At 74.5% G+C, this 16457-nt stretch carries 13 protein-coding genes and 1 riboswitch; of the genes, 5 read left to right on the forward strand and 8 right to left on the reverse strand.

The genetic code is table 11. From position 1 onward, the window contains the following. Nucleotide 1 precedes the first annotated feature (1 nt). Complete coding sequence (locus ACH4VO_RS26270; protein ID WP_360993995.1) at nt 2–1135, forward strand: SCO1860 family LAETG-anchored protein; 1134 nt, start codon at nt 2–4, stop codon at nt 1133–1135. Between the two features lie 110 nt (nt 1136–1245). Here ACH4VO_RS26270 and cobC read toward each other — a convergent pair whose 3' ends face one another. After that, nucleotides 1246–2757 carry an Rv2231c family pyridoxal phosphate-dependent protein CobC gene (gene cobC, locus ACH4VO_RS26275; protein WP_360993998.1) on the reverse strand — a complete coding sequence of 504 codons (1512 nt, stop codon included), beginning with the start codon at nt 2755–2757 and terminating at the stop codon, nt 1246–1248. A gap of 98 nt (nt 2758–2855) precedes the next feature. On the opposite strand from cobC, the gene ACH4VO_RS26280 reads away from it, so the two are divergent. Continuing rightward, entirely contained in the window at nt 2856–3578 is a 723-nt protein-coding gene (locus ACH4VO_RS26280; protein WP_360994001.1) for a ZIP family metal transporter, read from the forward strand. A 2-nt stretch (nt 3579–3580) separates the two neighbouring features. Here the strand turns inward: ACH4VO_RS26280 and ACH4VO_RS26285 are convergent, their stop codons facing one another. The 7 genes from ACH4VO_RS26285 to ACH4VO_RS26315 all read right to left on the reverse strand — a co-directional run bounded on the left by ACH4VO_RS26285 (nt 3581) and on the right by ACH4VO_RS26315 (nt 12311). Next, the gene (locus tag ACH4VO_RS26285; RefSeq protein WP_360994004.1) at nt 3581–4927 is read right to left on the reverse strand and encodes a cobyrinate a,c-diamide synthase; all 1347 of its coding nucleotides are present in this window, start codon (nt 4925–4927) and stop codon (nt 3581–3583) included. Next, the gene (gene cobO, locus ACH4VO_RS26290) at nt 4921–5535 is read right to left on the reverse strand and encodes a cob(I)yrinic acid a,c-diamide adenosyltransferase (protein ID WP_360994007.1); all 615 of its coding nucleotides are present in this window, start codon (nt 5533–5535) and stop codon (nt 4921–4923) included. Before cobO ends, ACH4VO_RS26285 begins: the two co-directional genes overlap by 7 nt. Then, nucleotides 5535–7574 carry a putative cobaltochelatase gene (locus ACH4VO_RS26295; RefSeq protein ID WP_360994010.1) on the reverse strand — a complete coding sequence of 680 codons (2040 nt, stop codon included), beginning with the start codon at nt 7572–7574 and terminating at the stop codon, nt 5535–5537. Before ACH4VO_RS26295 ends, cobO begins: the two co-directional genes overlap by 1 nt. Next, nucleotides 7571–9454 carry a cobyric acid synthase gene (locus tag ACH4VO_RS26300; protein ID WP_360994013.1) on the reverse strand — a complete coding sequence of 628 codons (1884 nt, stop codon included), beginning with the start codon at nt 9452–9454 and terminating at the stop codon, nt 7571–7573. The genes ACH4VO_RS26295 and ACH4VO_RS26300 overlap by 4 nt, the downstream gene beginning before the upstream one ends. After that, nucleotides 9451–10398, reverse strand: coding sequence for a cobalamin biosynthesis protein (locus ACH4VO_RS26305; protein WP_360994016.1), 948 nt, complete (start codon nt 10396–10398; stop codon nt 9451–9453). Before ACH4VO_RS26305 ends, ACH4VO_RS26300 begins: the two co-directional genes overlap by 4 nt. Nucleotides 10399–10532: 134 nt before the next feature. After that, nucleotides 10533–10663: riboswitch (cobalamin riboswitch) on the reverse strand. Nucleotides 10664–10814: 151 nt separating this feature from the next. Beyond that, complete coding sequence (locus ACH4VO_RS26310) at nt 10815–11039, reverse strand: hypothetical protein (RefSeq protein WP_360994019.1); 225 nt, start codon at nt 11037–11039, stop codon at nt 10815–10817. A gap of 12 nt (nt 11040–11051) precedes the next feature. Then, on the reverse strand, nt 11052–12311 hold the full coding sequence (locus tag ACH4VO_RS26315) for an inorganic phosphate transporter (protein WP_360994022.1): 1260 nt from the start codon (nt 12309–12311) through the stop codon (nt 11052–11054). A gap of 777 nt (nt 12312–13088) precedes the next feature. On the opposite strand from ACH4VO_RS26315, the gene ACH4VO_RS26320 reads away from it, so the two are divergent. The 3 genes from ACH4VO_RS26320 to ACH4VO_RS26330 all read left to right on the forward strand — a co-directional run bounded on the left by ACH4VO_RS26320 (nt 13089) and on the right by ACH4VO_RS26330 (nt 16432). After that, on the forward strand, nt 13089–13748 hold the full coding sequence (locus ACH4VO_RS26320) for a class II aldolase/adducin family protein (RefSeq protein ID WP_360994024.1): 660 nt from the start codon (nt 13089–13091) through the stop codon (nt 13746–13748). A gap of 69 nt (nt 13749–13817) precedes the next feature. Further along, entirely contained in the window at nt 13818–14945 is a 1128-nt protein-coding gene (locus ACH4VO_RS26325) for a hypothetical protein (protein WP_360994027.1), read from the forward strand. Between the two features lie 185 nt (nt 14946–15130). Further along, a complete protein-coding gene (locus ACH4VO_RS26330; protein ID WP_360994177.1) occupies nt 15131–16432 on the forward strand; it encodes a hypothetical protein in 1302 nt (433 codons plus the stop codon). Nucleotides 16433–16457: the final 25 nt, after the last annotated feature.

Below are 16457 nucleotides of genomic sequence, written 5' to 3' on the forward strand. Positions count from 1 at the left end.
CTTGAACAGCAACACCTTCCGTCCGGTCGCCCTGGCGTCCGTCGTGGCGTCCGTCGCCCTGCTGGTCGCCGTTCCCGCGCAGGCAGCCACCGCGACGGCTCCGGCCACCCCGGCCCACGGCCACGGAAAGGCGACCGCGGTCGTGCTCCGCACCGCGCTCGACGTCTCGCTCAGGAACAGGTCGGTCCAGGTTCCGCTCACGGCCGCGCTCAACGAGGTGAAGGCTCCGGCGAGCGCGCAGGAGACGGCGCTCAGCGTGGAACTCGACGATGTCGGGAAGGGCCGGCCGGTCCAGGTGCTGAAGGCCGACGTCGCCACGGCGAACGCCACCGTGGACGCGCACCGGGCCGAGGGCTACGCCAACCTCGCGAAGGCCCGTGTGCACGTGCCCGGCCTTCCCCTGCTCTCCCTGATCGAGGTCGAGAAGGTCACCTCGAAGGCGGTGTGCGAGGCCGGCGGGAAGCCGGTCGCGGAGTCGAACGTGCTGGGTCACGTCGCGGTGCTCGGCAAGCGGGTCAGGCTGACGTCGGGCGGCACGACGCGCGTCGAGGTGCCGGGTGTCGGCGAGGTCACTCTCGACCTGTCGAAGACCCGCACCACCACGCGCACGGCCGCCGCGACGGCGCTGCGGCTGCGGGTGTCGGTGAACCCGCTCAGCCTGAACGTCGCCGAGGTCGAGGGAGAGGTCACGCTGGCGGAAGCGATGTGCGAGACGCCGAAGGGCACGGGCGGGCCGGGCAACGGGGGTACGTCCGGCGGCGGTTCGCACAGCGGCGGTTCCGGCAACGGGGGTTCCTCCGGCGCCGGCGGTTCGGGCGACGGGGGCTCGTCCACCACCGGTTCCTCCACCGCCGGCTCGGCAGGCAGCGGCGGCACCTCGGGAAGCGGCGGATCCGGCGACACGCAGGGCACGGGCGGCACGGGCGGCTCCGGCGGCGCTCCCGCAGGCAAGGGCGACGACATCAGCGACGTGAAGCCCCAGACGGGTTCCGAGCAGACCCGGGCGTCCGGGACCGGTGACCTCGCCGAGACCGGTTCCAGCTCGTCGACCCCGTACATCGCGGGCGGTGCGGCCCTCCTGCTGGCGGCCGGTGGCGCGGCCACGGTTCTCGCCCGCAGGCGCGGCCGGAGCTGATCCGCCCGAGGGGAAAGGCCTGAGGGGAAGCCCTGAGGGGCAGGCCCGAGGGGGAGGGGCCGGTGGGGAGCGGGGCTCGCAGGGATGAGCACGGCTCCCCGCCGGGGCCGTCAGCCCGCCGCTCTCCGGGGCAGCCCCTGCAGCGCCAGGTCGAGGGCCTGCAGGAACCTGTTGGTCGTCACCCGGTCGCGTACGGCCAGCCGCAGCCACTCGCGCCCCAGCCCGGGGAACGTGTCCCCGCGCCGCGCCGCGAACCCCCGCGACCGCAGCCGTTCCCGTACCTCGTCCGCCCGGTCCAGCCTGATCAGGACGAACGGACCCGCGGCCGGCTCCACCACCCGTACTTCGCCGAACTCCGCGAGCCCGGCCAGCAGATGCGCACGGTCCACCGCGACCCGGTCCGCCGCGTCGGCTGCCTCGACCAGCGCGCGCGGCTCCATGCACGCCTCGGCCGCGGCCAGTGCCGGTGTGGACACCGGCCACAGGGGCTGCGCCTCCTGCAGCAGGGCCACCGTCTCCGGTTCGGCCAGGACGTAGCCGATCCGCAGACCCGCGAGCCCCCACGTCTTGGTCAGGCTCCGCACCACGACGAGCCCCGGGACGTCCTGCCGGCCGCACAGGGTTTCCCGTTCACCCGGCACGGCGTCCATGAACGCCTCGTCGACCACCAGGGTCCGCCCGGGACGCGCCAGTTGCTCCAGCACCTCGGCAGGATGAAGCACGGACGTCGGATTGGTCGGGTTGCCGACCACCACCAGATCCGCGTCCCCGGGAACCGCCGCCGGATCCAGCCGGAAGCCGTCCTCCGGGCGCAGCAGCACCCGCCCCACCTCGTGCCCGGCCGCACGCAACGCCGCCTCCGGCTCGGTGAACTGCGGGTGCACGACGACCGGCCGCCGCGTCTCCAGCGCCCGCGCCATCAGCACGAAGGCCTCGGCCGCCCCCGCGGTGAGCAGCACCCGCTCCTCGGGCAGTCCGTGCCGTGCGGCGACCGCCGCCCGCGCGGGCCGCCCGTCCGGGTAGGCGGCCAGCGAGCCCAGCGATCCGGCTATCCGCTCCCGCAGCCAGTCCGGAGGCGTTCCGGTTCGTACGTTCACGGCGAGGTCGGTGAGATCCAGGCCGCGTACTTCCGCGTCGCCGTGGTGCCGCAGATCGGGCCCGGCGCTCTCGGTGTGCTTCGTGGGGGGCAGCATGGCAGCCATGGTGAACGGCCCGGCGCCGTACGTCGACGGCGGGGTGCCGGTACGCGGATACCGGCGGGCCACCGCGCAGGTCGCCGACGCCGACTTCCTTTTGCGGACCAGGAGTTCGTCCGCCCCGGCCAGCGCGGCGGCCTCCGCGACCGACGGCGTCCCCACGGCGGCGCGCGCCGCCCGCGAAGGGCTGGGGACGCGTACGGCTGCCAGCGCCGAGGCCGTGTACGGGTGCACCGGCACCCCGAGCAGGGCCGCCGCCCCGACGATCCCCGGCTCCTCCGCCTTGGTGTCCAGCGTGGCCACCTCCGCCACCTCGTCCGTCCGCAGCCCGGCCGAGCCCAGCGCCTCGCGGACCAGCCCGGACACCTCCTCGGCCGCCACCCCCCGGCGGGCACCGACACCGACGACGAGGACGGCACGGGTCATGGGCGGAGTCCTTCCGGAAAAACGTGAGAACGGCCGGGGAGCGCGGGTGAGGGTGGCCTGGGATGCGCGTGCCTGGGTCAATCGGCTAGCAAGAGCCCATGGCGGTATTCGTCGCGCTCGGCGCGTTCCTGATGACCCTGGTGGGGGGCTGGGCCGCGCAGCGTGTCAGCGACCGCCGCCATCTCGTGCTCGGCCTCGCGGGCGGGCTGATGCTCGGCGTCGTCGGCCTCGATCTGCTGCCCGAGGCGATGAAGGCCGCGGGTGGCGAGGTGTTCGGGGTGCCCGCGGCCCTGCTGCTCTTCGTGGGCGGCTTCCTGGCGGCCCACCTCGTGGAGCGTTCGCTGGCCGTGCGCCAGGCGGCACACGGGGCGAGCGAGGAACGGGTGCCGCAGGTGGGGCTGACGGCGGCGGCCGCGATGGTGGGACACAGCCTGATGGACGGCGTCGCGCTCGGCGCCGCCTTCCAGGTAGGCGGCGGCATGGGAGCCGCCGTCGCACTCGCCGTCATCACCCACGACTTCGCCGACGGCTTCAACACCTACACGCTCACCAGCCTCTACGGAAACGCCCGCCGCAAGGCGCTCCTGATGCTGTACGCGGACGCGCTCGCCCCGATCCTGGGCGCGGCGACCACCTTGGTGGTCACCCTTCCGGAGGAACCGCTCGGCTGCTATCTCGGCTTCTTCGGCGGGGCACTGCTCTACCTCGCCGCTGCCGAGATCCTGCCCGAGGCGCACCATGAACACCCGGCCCGCTCCACCCTGCTGTGCACCGTCGCGGGAGTGGGCTTCATCTGGCTGGTGGTGGGCATCGCGGGGTGACCTCATCCCCGGCACCGCTCCACGAAACGACGCGCCACCGAGGGCGACGCCGCCCAGTGCGTGTGCACATAACTCGCGTGCACACCCCCCTGGACGAATCCCTCCACCCGCCGCTCCGGCTGATGCAGGCCCCACGCCGGGGTGGCGCCGGCCCCCGGCTCCAGCACCGTGCGGTGGAACTCGTGCCCGCGCAGCCGGGTGCCCGCCGCCGCGAGCACACTGTCGGTGAGCGCCACGGCCTGCCGGTAGCCCAGTGTCAGCCGCTCCGACATCCGGGCCGAGGCGTCCAGCACCCCGCACATCGGACGTCCGTCCAGCTCACGGGCCAGGTAGAGCAGCCCCGCGCACTCCGCGGCCACCGGGGCGCCCGCGCGGGCCAGCGCGGTCACGGCACCGCGCAGCGGCACGTTCTCCGACAGCTCCGGGGCGTACACCTCGGGGAACCCCCCGCCGATGACCAGCCCCGCCGTGCCGGCCGGCAGCTTCTCGTCCCGCAGCGGATCGAAGACGGCCACCTCCGCACCGGCGGCCGTCAGTAGCTCGGTGTGCTCCGCGTACGCGAACGTGAACGCCGCCCCGCCCGCCACGGCGACGACCGGCCGGGGCCCCGCGACGGCCACCCGCTCCGGCTCCCAGACCTCCTCCGGCAGCACGGGAGCCGACCTGGCCAGCGCCAGCAGGGCGTCGAGGTCGCAGCCCTCCCGCACCCGCTCACCCATGGCCCGCACGGCGTCCACGGCGTCCGCCTGCCGCTCAGCCACCGGCACCAGGCCCAGGTGACGCGACGGGGTCGCCACCTGCGGGACCCGCCGCAGCACCCCGAGGACCGGCAGCCCCGACTCGTCCAGGGCCTCCCGCAGCAGCGCCTCGTGACGGTCGGAGGCCACCTTGTTGAGGATCACCCCGCCGATCCGCACCTCCGGGTCCCAGGAGGCGAAGCCGTGCACCAGGGCCGCGACGGAACGGGACTGGGAGGAGGCGTCGACCACCAGGACGACCGGCGCCCGCAGCAGCTTCGACACCTGTGCCGTCGACGCCAGTTCACCCTGGCCCGAGGCGCCGTCGTACAGCCCCATCACGCCTTCGACGACCGCCAGTTCGCAGCCGGCCGACCCGTGGGCGAACAAGGGGGCGATCAGCTCCGGCCCGCACATGTACGCGTCGAGATTGCGCCCCGGACGGCCGGTGGCCAGCGCGTGGTACCCCGGATCGATGTAGTCGGGGCCCACCTTGTGGGGAGACACGGCGAGGCCGCGCCCCGCGAAGGCCGCCATCAGCCCGGTGGCGACCGTGGTCTTGCCGCTGCCCGAGGCCGGAGCGGCTATGACCAGACGGGGGACACTCACCACTCGATGCCCCTCTGGCCCTTCTGACCCGCGTCCATCGGGTGCTTGACCTTCGACATGTCGGTCACCAGATCCGCGGCCGCGATCAGCTTCGCGGGGGCGTTGCGCCCGGTGATCACCACATGCTGCGTCCCCGGCCGGTTCCGCATCACCTCGACGACCTCGTCGGTGTCGATCCAGCCCCAGTGCATCGGATACGCGAACTCGTCGAGCACGTACAGCTTGTACGTCTGCGCCGCCAGGTCGCGCTTGACCTGCTCCCAGCCCTCCCGGGCCTTCGCCTCGTTCTCCTCGTTGCCGGAGTCGCCGCGGACGCCCCGCTGCACCCACGACCAGCCCTCGCCCATCTTGTGCCAGGCGACGGTGCCACCCTCACCGCTCGCCCCGAGCACCTTCAGCGCGTTCTCCTCGCCGACCTTCCACTTCGCCGACTTCACGAACTGGAACACCCCGATCGGCCAGCCCTGGTTCCAGGCACGCAGCGCGAGGCCGAAGGCCGCCGTCGACTTGCCCTTGCCGACTCCCGTATGGACGAAAAGAAGCGGACGGTTGCGCCGCTGACGGGTGGTGAGCCCGTCGTCCGGCACCGACACCGGCTGTCCCTGTGGCATTACGCGGCCCTCCCGGCTGCAGTGACGTCCTTGACCAGCCCGGCGATCGAATCGGCCCGCAGCTCGTCGAGCGTGACGGCGGTACCTCCCAGATCCCGGGCGAGCTGTGCGGCGAGACCGAGGCGTACGTACCCCGACTCGCAGTCCACGACGACGGACGCCGTGCCCTCGGCGGCGTGCAGGCGCCCGGCCCGTGCCGCGAGCGCCACCGGATCGACGCCGCCGGTCGCCCGCCCGTCCGTCACCACCACCAGCAGGGGCCGCCGCGACGGGTCGCGCAGCCGCTCCACCCGCAGCACGTCGTGCGCCCTCAGCAGACCGGCGGCCAGCGGGGTGCGCCCCCCGGTCGGCAGCGACTCCAGGCGGGCCGCCGCGGCGTCCACCGACGACGTGGGCGGCAGCACCACCTCGGCGTCCCGGCCCCGGAAGGTCACCATGCCCACCTTGTCCCGCCGCTGGTAGGCGTCCAGGAGCAGCGACATGACCGCGCCCTTCACGGCACTCATCCGCTGCCGGGCGGCCATCGACCCGGACGCGTCCACGACGAACAGCACGAGATTGCCCTCGCGCCCCTCCCGCGTCGCCTGCCGCAGGTCGTCCCGCCGCACGACGAGCCCCCGCCCGGACCGCCCGCGCGCCCGCTGATGCGGCGCCGCGGCCCGCACGGTCGCCGCCAGGTGCAGCTTCGTCAGCGCACCCTCGGGCCGCCGCGATCCGGTGGTGCGCCCGTGCTCGGTGCGCGCCCGGGACCGCCGCCCTGCCGCGCCCTCGCCCAGCCCGGGCACGCTGAGCATCTTCGTACGGAACGGCTCCGATGCCGCTACGGGCCGCTGCTCCGCACCGGCGGGCGCGGGCGGGGCCGACCCGCTCTCCGTACCGCCCTGCCCGCCGCTCTCCGGCCCGTCCTGCGGCCCCTGACCGCCGGAATCGGGCTCACCCCCCTGCGGGGGCACCCCGCCGCCCGGCCCACCGGGATCCGGGTCGTCGTCGTCTTCCGCACCGCCCCCGTCTCCCGCGCCGCCCCCGTCGGGGTCCGCGTCCCTGAGGGTGTCGTCCAGCGTGTCCTCGTCCAGCCCCGGCGCGTCGAACGGGTTGCGGCGGCGCCGGTGCGGAAGCGCCAGGAGGGCGGCCTGCCGGACGTCCTCCACGGTGACCTCCTCGCGACCCGCCCACGCGGCGAGCGCGGTCGCCGTACGGGCCATGACGATGTCGGCCCGCATGCCGTCCACCTCGAACGCCGCGCACGTCGCCGCGATCTGCCGCAGCACGCCGTCACCCAGCGCCACACGGGGCAGCAGGGCCCGGGCGGCGACGATCCGCTCCCGCAGCGCGCCCTCCTCGTCGGCCCACCGGGCGGCGAAGGCGGCCGGATCGTCGTCGTAGGCGAGCCGCCGCCGCACGACCTCGACGCGCTGGTCGGTGTCGCGCGAGGCGGCGACCTCGACGGTCAGCCCGAAACGGTCGAGCAACTGCGGCCGCAGTTCCCCCTCTTCGGGATTCATCGTCCCGACCAGCAGGAAACGTGCCGCATGCCGTACGGAGACGCCTTCACGCTCGACGTACGAGGCACCCATGGCCGCCGCGTCGAGCAGCAGGTCCACCAGGTGGTCGTGAAGGAGGTTGACCTCGTCCACGTACAGGATCCCCCGGTGCGCGTCCGCGAGGAGCCCCGGCTCGAAGGCCTTCACACCCTCCGAGAGGGCCCGCTCGATGTCGAGGGCGCCCACCAGCCGGTCCTCCGACGCGCCCACCGGCAGCTCCACGGTCCGCGCGGCCCGCGACACGGCGGCGCCGGTGTCATGGGGCCCGTCCGGACACGCCGGGTCGGGCGCCGCCGGATCACAGGAGAACCGGCACCCGGCCACCACCGCGACCTCCGGCATGAGAGCGGCGAGGGCGCGCACGGCGGTCGACTTGGCCGTGCCCTTCTCCCCCCGCACGAGAACCCCGCCGACGGCCGGACTGACGGCGTTGAGCAACAGCCCGAGCCGTAGGTCGTCCTGCCCGACGATCGCGGTGAAGGGATACGGCGTACTCACGGGGCCTCCTCGTTCACGGATACATCAGTCCCCACCACTCCGGGCCCCAGGTCCCGGGTCACTCCTGGCCCGGCCACGGCGCCACCGACCTCCTGGGCGATCGCGGCCGTCACGCCCGCGTCCCGGGCCGATCCCGGACGGGCCAGGGGGCCGCCCGCGTCCCGGGCCGATCCCGGCCCGGGCACCGTCAGGCCCGCGTCCCGGGGCAATTCCAGCCCGTCCGGCGATTGAGGACCGGGGTCCGGGGCGGAGCCCCGGATACGGGAAGGGGCGGGGCGGGGAGAAAGGCCCGCCGCAGGCGTCACCGCACCCGCCGCAGTCGCGAGTCCGGCCCCCGCCCCCGCCCCCACAGGCGCGTCCGGCGCCCCTGGCGCCCCCGGCGCCCCCGGCGCCAAGAACGGCAGCCCCCCCGGCGCACCCCCCTCGATCAACCGCCACAAGGCATCCGTGTCCGCGAACTCCTCGATCAGGTCGCCCAGCCGGTCCAGCTGCTCCTCCCGCAACGCCCCGAAACTCGTGTCCGGGGCCGCCACGAACCGCCGCCCCGAAGCCCGCGCCACCTCCGCCAGGAACGCCCGCCGAAAGGCGTCGCTCTCCAGAGACCCGTGCCAGTGCGTCCCCCACACCGCGCCCACCCGGCACCCGTCCAGGAACGGCTCACCGCCGCGGACGTCGGCGACCCCGTGGTGGATCTCGTACCCCTCCACCGTCTCCCCGAGCGCCGAACCGACCGGCCGGGCCAGCACCTTCTCCCGTCCGAACCGGACCCTTACCGGCAGGAGTCCGAGCCCCTCGACCAGCCCCGCCCGCGACTCCACGTCGTCCTCGACGCTCTCGCCCAGCACCTGGAACCCGCCGCAGATGCCCAGCACCGGACGCCCCTCCGCGGCCCGCCGCCGCAGCGCCTCCGCCAGACCCCGTTCCCGCAGCCAGGCGAGGGCCTTCACCGTGCCCCGCGTACCGGGCACGATCACCAGGTCCGCGTCGGTGAGCTCCTCCGCCCGGTCCACGAAGCGGACCACCACACCCGGCTCCGCCGCCAGCGCGTCCACATCGGTGAAGTTCGACATCAGGGGCACGGCGCACACCGCCACCCGCAGCACGTCCCGGCCGTGCGGCGGCGCCACCACCGACTCCCGCACCGCGCCGCGCATCGACACGCGAAGCCCGTCCTCCTCGTCGATGCCCAGCCCGTGCGTGTACGGCAGCACCCCGTACGTCCGACGACCCGTCAGCCCGTACAGCATGTCCAGCCCCGGCTCCAGCAGCGAGACGTCACCCCGGAACTTGTTGACCAGGTACCCGGCGACCAGCGACTGGTCCTCGGCGCTCAGCAGGGCCGTCGTACCGAAGAACGACGCGAAGACGCCGCCGCGGTCGATGTCACCGACGACGAGGACGGGGAAGCGCGCGGCCCGTGCGACGCCCATGTTCACGATGTCGGTGCGCCGCAGGTTGATCTCCGCCGGGCTGCCCGCCCCCTCGCAGATCACGGCGTCGTACGTGCTCCGAAGCTGCTCCAGACAGTCCACGACCGTCCCGAACAGGGCCTCCTGCCGGCCTCCGTGGTAGCCGCGCGCACTCATCTCGCCGACCGGCTTCCCCATCAGGACGACCTGGCTCGACCGGTCGCCCCCGGGCTTGAGCAGCACCGGGTTCATCAGCGCGGCCGGCTCCACCCGGGCGGCCTGCGCCTGCATCGCCTGGGCCCGGCCGATCTCCGCGCCCTCGCGGGTGACGAACGAGTTCAGCGACATGTTCTGCGCCTTGAACGGCGCGACCTTCACCCCGCGGCGCACCAGCCACCGGCAGATCCCGGCCGTGACGACGCTCTTGCCCGCGTCCGAGGTGGTTCCCGCGACCAGCAGTCCGCCGCTCATGCCCGACCCCTCCGTCCTGCGGCCAGCCGCCCGGCCACGCACACGCCGAGGGCCAGCAGACTCACCCGGCGCGACAGCCGCACCGCGCGCTCGATGTCCGCGACCCGCACGTCCCGGCCGTTCTCCCCGTTGAGCACGGGCCGGTGCTCGACCCGTCCCCCGTACGCGAGGGTCCCGCCCAGCCGTACGCCGAGCGCGCCCGCGAACGCGGCCTCCACCGGCCCCGCGTTGGGGCTCGGGTGCCGGCCGGCGTCGGCCCGCCAGGCGTGCACGGCCTCGCGGGGCCGTCCCCCGGCCACCACGGCGAGCACGGCGGTGAGGCGGGCACCCGGCCAGCCGGCCAGGTCGTCCAGCCGGGCCGAGGCCCAGCCGTAGCGCCGGTGGCGCGGCGACCGGTGGCCGACCATGGCGTCGAGGGTGTTGACGGCCCGGAAACCGGCCAGTCCGGGCACGCCGCCCAGGGCGCCCCACACCAGGGCGCCCACCACGGCGTCGGAGGTGTTCTCGGCGACGGACTCCACCACGGCGCGGGCGATCTGCTGCCCGTCGAGCGCGTGCGGGTCGCGGCCGCACAGGTGCGGCAGCCGTTCCCGGGCCCGGCCGAGGTCACCGGCGGCGAGGGCGTCCCCGACGGCCCGGGCCTCGCGGCCCAGCGAGGTGCCCCCGACGACGCACCAGGTGGCGGCGGCGGTCAGCGCCACGGCGGCGGCCGGGCGGCCCCGTACGGCACGGGCGGCCAGCGCCGCGGCGCCCGCGGCGCCTCCGGCGCAGACGAGCGTGTGCAGGGCGCCCCAGCCGCGGTGATCGCGCCACAGCCGGCTCTCGACGGCCGCCGCGGCCCGCCCGAAGGCGGCGACGGGATGACCCCGGCGGGGATCACCGAGCAGCAGGTCGCCGATCAGGCCGGCGGTGGCGCCGTACGCGAAGATGTGGTCGGCTCGCACGGTTCAGCCGGCCGTCGCGCCTCGGAGGGCCGGGAACCGGGGGAAGGGTGGGGCAGCGACCGACGCACGGCAGCCGGGCATGGCATAGGTCCTCACTCAGGGTCCGCGCCCTGGTTCGACGTGACCGGCGACGAGAGTCTCCTGGCTCCCGGATCCGCAGTTCCCCCGGCCTTCCAGCCCGCGGTGGCGGACCGTGACTTCCGTGTGGGGGACTGCTCCCCGGTGACAGTGGCGGGACCGCGCCGGATTCGCACCGGCTTCCTCTGCTGTCGCCGTACATGGCCACGGCAGTCCACCATGTCCCGCGAACGCCCGTCAACCTGCCGCTGACCTGCGAGGCTGCTGTGCGCCCGGACGCACAGCCGGCCGGACACACAGGTGGTGTGTCCGGCCCGGGGGGATCAGGTGCGGAAAGGTCAGGCGACGATCAGATAGATCCCGTACGCCACCGCCGCCGCGCACAGCGCGAAGCAGGCGTACGCGCCGAAGCGCGCCGGAGCGCCGGAACCGCCGCTGCCCGCCGCCGAGGGCGCCTGCTTGGCGAGGCCCACGATGCCGAGGGTGAAGAGGCCCACCAAGGCGACGGTGACCACGAGGCTGACGCCGAAGACGGAGGCGAGGGCTGCCCAGTCGATGTTCATGCGGATCTGTCCTTACACCGTGGCCGGTCGGGCCGGGTCGGCCGGAATCTCGGCCGCCGGGGCCGGGGCCGGGATGGTGGTCTTGAGGTCAGGGACGATGCCGGCGGGCGGCGGGCTGACGGCCGCGATGGCGGTGGTGACGACGCCCGCGGGCTCGGCGTCCGGCATGTTGACGTTGGTGTGGTCGACCGGCTTGCGGCGCGACAGCAGCCAGATGGCACCGGAGCCCGCGACGAGGAGCACCGCCACGACGCCGACGCCCCAGCCGCCCTGCTTGGTGAGGAACTCGGCGCCCGCACCGACCAGGCCCGCGGCCGGCAGGGTCAGACCCCAGGCGACGAACATCCGGGTGGCGGTGGACCAGCGGACCACACCCCCCTTGCGTCCGAGGCCCGCGCCCATCACGGCGCCGGAGCAGGACTGAGTGGTGGAGAGGGAGAAGCCGAGGTGCGAGGAGGCCAGGATGACCGTGGCCGCACTGGTCTGGGCGGCGAAGCCCTGCGGCGGCCTGAGCTCGGTGAGGCCGCTTCCCATGGTGCGGATGATGCGCCAGCCGCCGAGGTAGGTGCCCAGAGCGATGGCGACACCGGCGGCGCAGATGACCCAGACCGGCGGATTGGAACCGGGGGACAGGACCCCGCCGGTGACCAGGGCCAGGGTGATGATGCCCATCGTCTTCTGCGCGTCGTTGGTGCCGTGGGCGAGCGAGACGAGACCGGCCGAGGCGATCTGGCCGGCCCGGTAGCCCTTGGCGGTCGACTTCAGCTGCGCCTCGTCGGTGATCTTCCGGTTGAGGCGGTACGTCAGCCTGGTGGCCAGAAGCGCGGCCAGACCGGCGACGAGCGGGGCGGCGATCGCGGGCAGCAGGACCTTGGTGACGACGGTCCCGCCGTTGATCGATGACCAGCCGGCCGACATCACCGCGGCGCCGATCAGGCCGCCGAAGAGCGCGTGGGAGGAACTGGAGGGCAGGCCGACCAGCCAGGTCAGCAGATTCCACAGGATGGCGCCGACGAGCGCCGCGAAGATGACCTCGGTTCTGAGGCCGTCCTCGTTGACGATCCCGCCCGAGATCGTCTTGGCGACCTCCACGGACAGGAACGCGCCGACCAGGTTGAGAGCGGCGGACATGGCCACCGCTGTCTTGGGCTTGAGGGCGCCGGTCGAGATGGTGGTGGCCATCGCGTTGGCGGTGTCGTGGAAACCGTTCGTGAAATCGAACACGAGAGCTGTCACGATCACGATCGCGAGCAGCAGCGTGATGTGTTCCATTTACCCAGGCAATCGTTCGACGTCATTGGCACGTGGAACGTAAGCAACCTGGATGAACGGAAGGTGAACTGAGCAGGGCGGCACGGTGACCCCAACCGTGCGCACCCGTTCCGCTTGTGTGCGCGCGAGGTGGCCGGGCCCTCCCGCTGCGGGGCGAGGGCCAAGGTTTACGGACTGTTGGCGAACACGTGACGTGACCGATTCGCACCCTTGAGGAGACTTCGGTCACTTCTTCCCCGTGGTGGCCGGACTCCGGCGCCCTCGCACGGTCCCGGCCGGCGGGTCCGCACTTGCTGCCTCGCGGTCCCTTCACCGGCCTCCCGGCCTCGCTCGTACGGGAATGCCCCCGGCGGCGCCTACCCCGCCCAGGAGGACCCCGGTGAGCACGGCACCGGACCCGACCCCCGGCCCGCCGCCCCGCATGGCCCGAGCGCCGTCCCGCGCCTCCCGGTGGATCGGCGCGTGGGGCCGGACACGGTGCCTCGCAAGGCGCAAGGGCGGCCACCCGCGGGATGCACGCGGACGTCCCGAGGCCACGGCGAGGTGCCGGAGCCGTCGTCACGCGTCCGCCGGGAAGTGCGGGACGGCCCCACGACCTTCGGTGAGTTCCGGGCCGGGCTCGCGACACCCTGCGACTCCGTCTCCGGCGGTGCCGTCGGCCGCGAGGGCTTCCGCCCTCGCTCCCTCCTCCGCCGTGCTCACGAAGCCGCAGGACACCGCTCCCCGAGCCGGCGCAGAACTCACTTCAGGCCCGGGGCCAGGCCTAGGATCACCCGCATGAGCGATCACGATCAGGACGCGATCGGACAGGCCTGGGAGGCCGTCCTCGCGACGGCCCGCAGGACGGCCGCCGAAGGCCTGGTCGTCGGTACCTCGGGCAACGTCTCCGCACGGGTCGGCGATCTCGTCCTGGTCACCCCCAGCGCAGTGCGCTACGAGCGGCTCGGCCCCGGGGACGCGGTCGGCGTCGACCTCGGCGGCCGACGGGTGCTCGGCGACCTTCCCCCGACCAGCGAGCTCCCGCTCCACCTGGCGGTGTACAACAGCACGTCCGCAGCCGCCGTGGTGCACACCCACGCCGTGCACGCCACGGCCGTCTCCACCCTCGTCACGGAAGTCCCCCCGGTGCACTACGCCGCCGCGATGCTCGGCGGCCCCGTCCGCACCGCGCCCTATGCCCGCTACGGCACCCAGGAACTCGCCGACGGCATGCTCGCCGCACTGCGCGACCGCACCGGCTGCCTCCTGCGCAACCACGGGACCGTCACCTACGGCGACACCCTCGACGAGGCCTACGACCGCACCGCCCAGCTCGAATGGATGTGCAAGCTCTGGCTCACCGCCAGCTCCGTGCCCGGACGCAGCCCCAGCCTGCTCTCCCCGGCCCAGCTCCACGAGGTGCGGGAGGCGCTGAAGGGGTACGGCACACACGGCTGAGACCCGCCGCCGTCACCGTACGGTCCCCGCCGGGTTGGCAGGCCGCCCCGCACCCAGGACACTGGAGCCGTGCGCCCGGCAACAGCGACGGCAGCGGCCGTCACCACGATCCTCGGCGCCGGCGCGGCAGCGGTCGCGGCCGGCCGGTACGCCAGCGACACCGCCCTCGGGGCGTCGTCGCGGGCCTTCCCCGCCGACCGCAGACTCACCGTGCACGCCGCGACGGCCGATCAGGTCACCCTGACCCGCTCCTTCGCCGCGCTGCGCCCCGGTACGTACGGGCTGGTGGGCCGCGGCGTGCACGCGGTCGTCGGCCCCGTCCTCGCCCAGGCGCCGCACGTCTCCGCCGACACCGTCGTCCGCAGCCTGGAACGTGTGACCGGCGGAATCCTGCGCCCCGGGACCAGGGTCCGCCTCACCCCGGAACTCCACACGGGGGACCCCCTCACCGCCCTGGGCCTCGCGTACAAGGAGGTCGAGATCCCGGGCGAGCTGGGCGGCCTCCCCGCCTGGTACCTGCCCGGCGCCCGCGACACCTGGGTGATCACCGTGCACGGCCTCGGCACCACGCGGGAACACTCCATGAACCTCCTGGGATTCCTGCGGGACCAGCAGCTCCCGGTACTCGACATCGCCTACCGCGGCGACGCCGGCGCGCCCCGCTCCCCGGACGGGCTCTCCCACCTCGGCGAGTCCGAATGGCGCGACCTCGACGCGGCCATCCGCCACGCCGTCCGCTACGGGGCCGAGAGCGTCATCGTCCACGGCTGGTCCTCCGGCGCGTCGATGGCGCTGCACGCGGCCGTCAACTCCGCGCTGCGCGACCGCATCAGCGGCCTCGTCCTCGACTCCCCGGTCCTGGACTGGCGGCTCACCCTGCGCGCGCTGGCCGTCGCCCGCGGCGTCCCCGCCGCCCTGCTGCCCCTCGCCGTCCGGGCGGCCCAGGGGCAGACCGGACTGTACGGCGCCCCGCTCCTGGACACCTCGCTGTCCACCGCCCTGCGGGCCCCGACGCTGATCTTCCACGGCCCCGGCGACACCCTTGCCCCCTGGCAGCCCTCCCGGGAGCTCGCCCGCCGACGCCCCGACCTGGTCACCCTGCACGCCGTACCGGAGGCTCCGCACGCCGCGATGTGGAACGCCGACCCGGAGCTCTACGAAGAGACCCTCCGGCGCTTCCTCACGCCCCTGATGTGAGGTGATGGGTGGGAACGGCCCGGTTGGTGACCGGGCCGGAGACCCTGCCGTACCCCGGCGATCCGGCTTCCGTTTGGGCTTTCGGGCCGTCAGAGGCAAGACTGCTCCCCGTGACGTCCCGTAACCCGCGCGACTCCAGGCTGCGACTTGTCCGCCCGCGACCCCTTGCCACCGCACGCAAGGCCGTGACCACCCGGCGCACCAGGCCGGCCCCCCGCCCACCCGAGGGCACCCCGCCCCCCGCGGAACTGGCACGCCAGGCCCGGGCCGTACTCGCCGATGCCGTACGGATCGCCCACTGGGCGGCGGACGGGGAGAGTCCGGGAACGATCCCCCTCGCCGCCCAGGCCCTCCGGCGGGCCGCGGCGGCCCTGGAGCTCTCCCCGGCCCAGGTCCAGACCGGCTGGGACCGGGCGCGGCTCGCCGGGCTCATCGAGCTGCACGGCGACACCGCCCGCCCCGGCTGGCGGCTGCGTGCCTGGGACCGCGACGACTCGGCCGTGCTCCGCGGCTGGGTCGCGCTCTTCGACGCCTGGTCGCTGGTCCACGCCGCCCCGGAGGGCATGGAGGCCACCGCCGTGGCCGAAGCCGTCGAGGCGGTGCCCCAGGTGCTCTCCCTGCTGCAGCTCTCGGCGGGCCCCGTCACCGTGCCCGCACTCCTCGACCTCCTCGGCCAGCGGGTCGCGGAACTCCGCGAGGAACGGTGCGAGGTGCCGTGCGGGCCGCCCCAGCCGCCGACGGGCGCGCCGCCCGGCCGCTCCGAGGACCTGAACGCCGTCCTCCTCGACTGGGCGCTCGAGGGACTCGCCGCCGTCGGGGCCCTCACGCTCGGCGCCGGACACGCCACCCTCACCCCCCTGGGCAACTGGGCGGTCTGGGTCAAGCTGGAACAGATCTGTGTCGCGGCACAGAGCCCGGCCGGCAACATCGAGCAGTCCGCCGCCGACATGCTGCTCGGCTGCGCGCGGCTCACCCCCGGCCCCGCCCGCGCCGAGTACCGGGCCTGGCTGGCGGCCCGGCCCGTCGGCAGCGCGGTCGCCGAACTCCTGGCCGTCGCCCGGGGCGAGGACGCCCTCCTGCGCGGACTCGCCTTCGAGGCGCTCCGCGTCGTCGGCGCCCCTGCCGAGCCCGTCGTGCGCTCCGTCGTCACCGAGCCCTCGCTGCGCCCGTACGCGCTGCTCTGGCTCGCCGAGTACGAGGGCGCCGATCCGGACGACGCCCAGGACGTCCTCAGCCGCGAGGAGGCCACCTGGCTCTGGGTGGACACCGCGGCGGCCGTGGCCGACCACGGTGAGACGGGGCTGCTCGTACGCCACCTCGACTCCGCGGTGCAGGGCACCGTCCCGGCACTGCTGGACGAGGTCCGGGCCATCGGCCATCCGCGTACCGTCCAGGTGCTGGTGGCCCTGGCCGCCGCCCACCCGGACCCGGCGCTCGCCAAGGCGGTCCGCCGCGCCGCCTTCCAGGTGCACACCGGCGGCGTCTGAGGGCTGTCGTCCGGATCACGCCGCG

It is taken from the genome of Streptomyces sp. NPDC020780 (assembly GCF_044334475.1).
Lineage (GTDB): Bacteria > Actinomycetota > Actinomycetes > Streptomycetales > Streptomycetaceae > Streptomyces.

What these genes read in the sequence shown, in the direction of transcription:
- ACH4VO_RS26310 (WP_360994019.1), bottom strand. Translation starts at nt 11,039, where the DNA reads ATGAACATCGACTGGGCAGCCCTCGCCTCCGTCTTCGGCGTCAGCCTC.
- cobO (WP_360994007.1), bottom strand. Translation starts at nt 5,535, where the DNA reads ATGCCACAGGGACAGCCGGTGTCGGTGCCGGACGACGGGCTCACCACC.
- ACH4VO_RS26280 (WP_360994001.1), top strand. Translation starts at nt 2,856, where the DNA reads ATGGCGGTATTCGTCGCGCTCGGCGCGTTCCTGATGACCCTGGTGGGG.
- ACH4VO_RS26300 (WP_360994013.1), bottom strand. Translation starts at nt 9,454, where the DNA reads ATGAGCGGCGGACTGCTGGTCGCGGGAACCACCTCGGACGCGGGCAAG.
- cobC (WP_360993998.1), bottom strand. Translation starts at nt 2,757, where the DNA reads ATGACCCGTGCCGTCCTCGTCGTCGGTGTCGGTGCCCGCCGGGGGGTG.
- ACH4VO_RS26320 (WP_360994024.1), top strand. Translation starts at nt 13,089, where the DNA reads ATGAGCGATCACGATCAGGACGCGATCGGACAGGCCTGGGAGGCCGTC.
- ACH4VO_RS26315 (WP_360994022.1), bottom strand. Translation starts at nt 12,311, where the DNA reads ATGGAACACATCACGCTGCTGCTCGCGATCGTGATCGTGACAGCTCTC.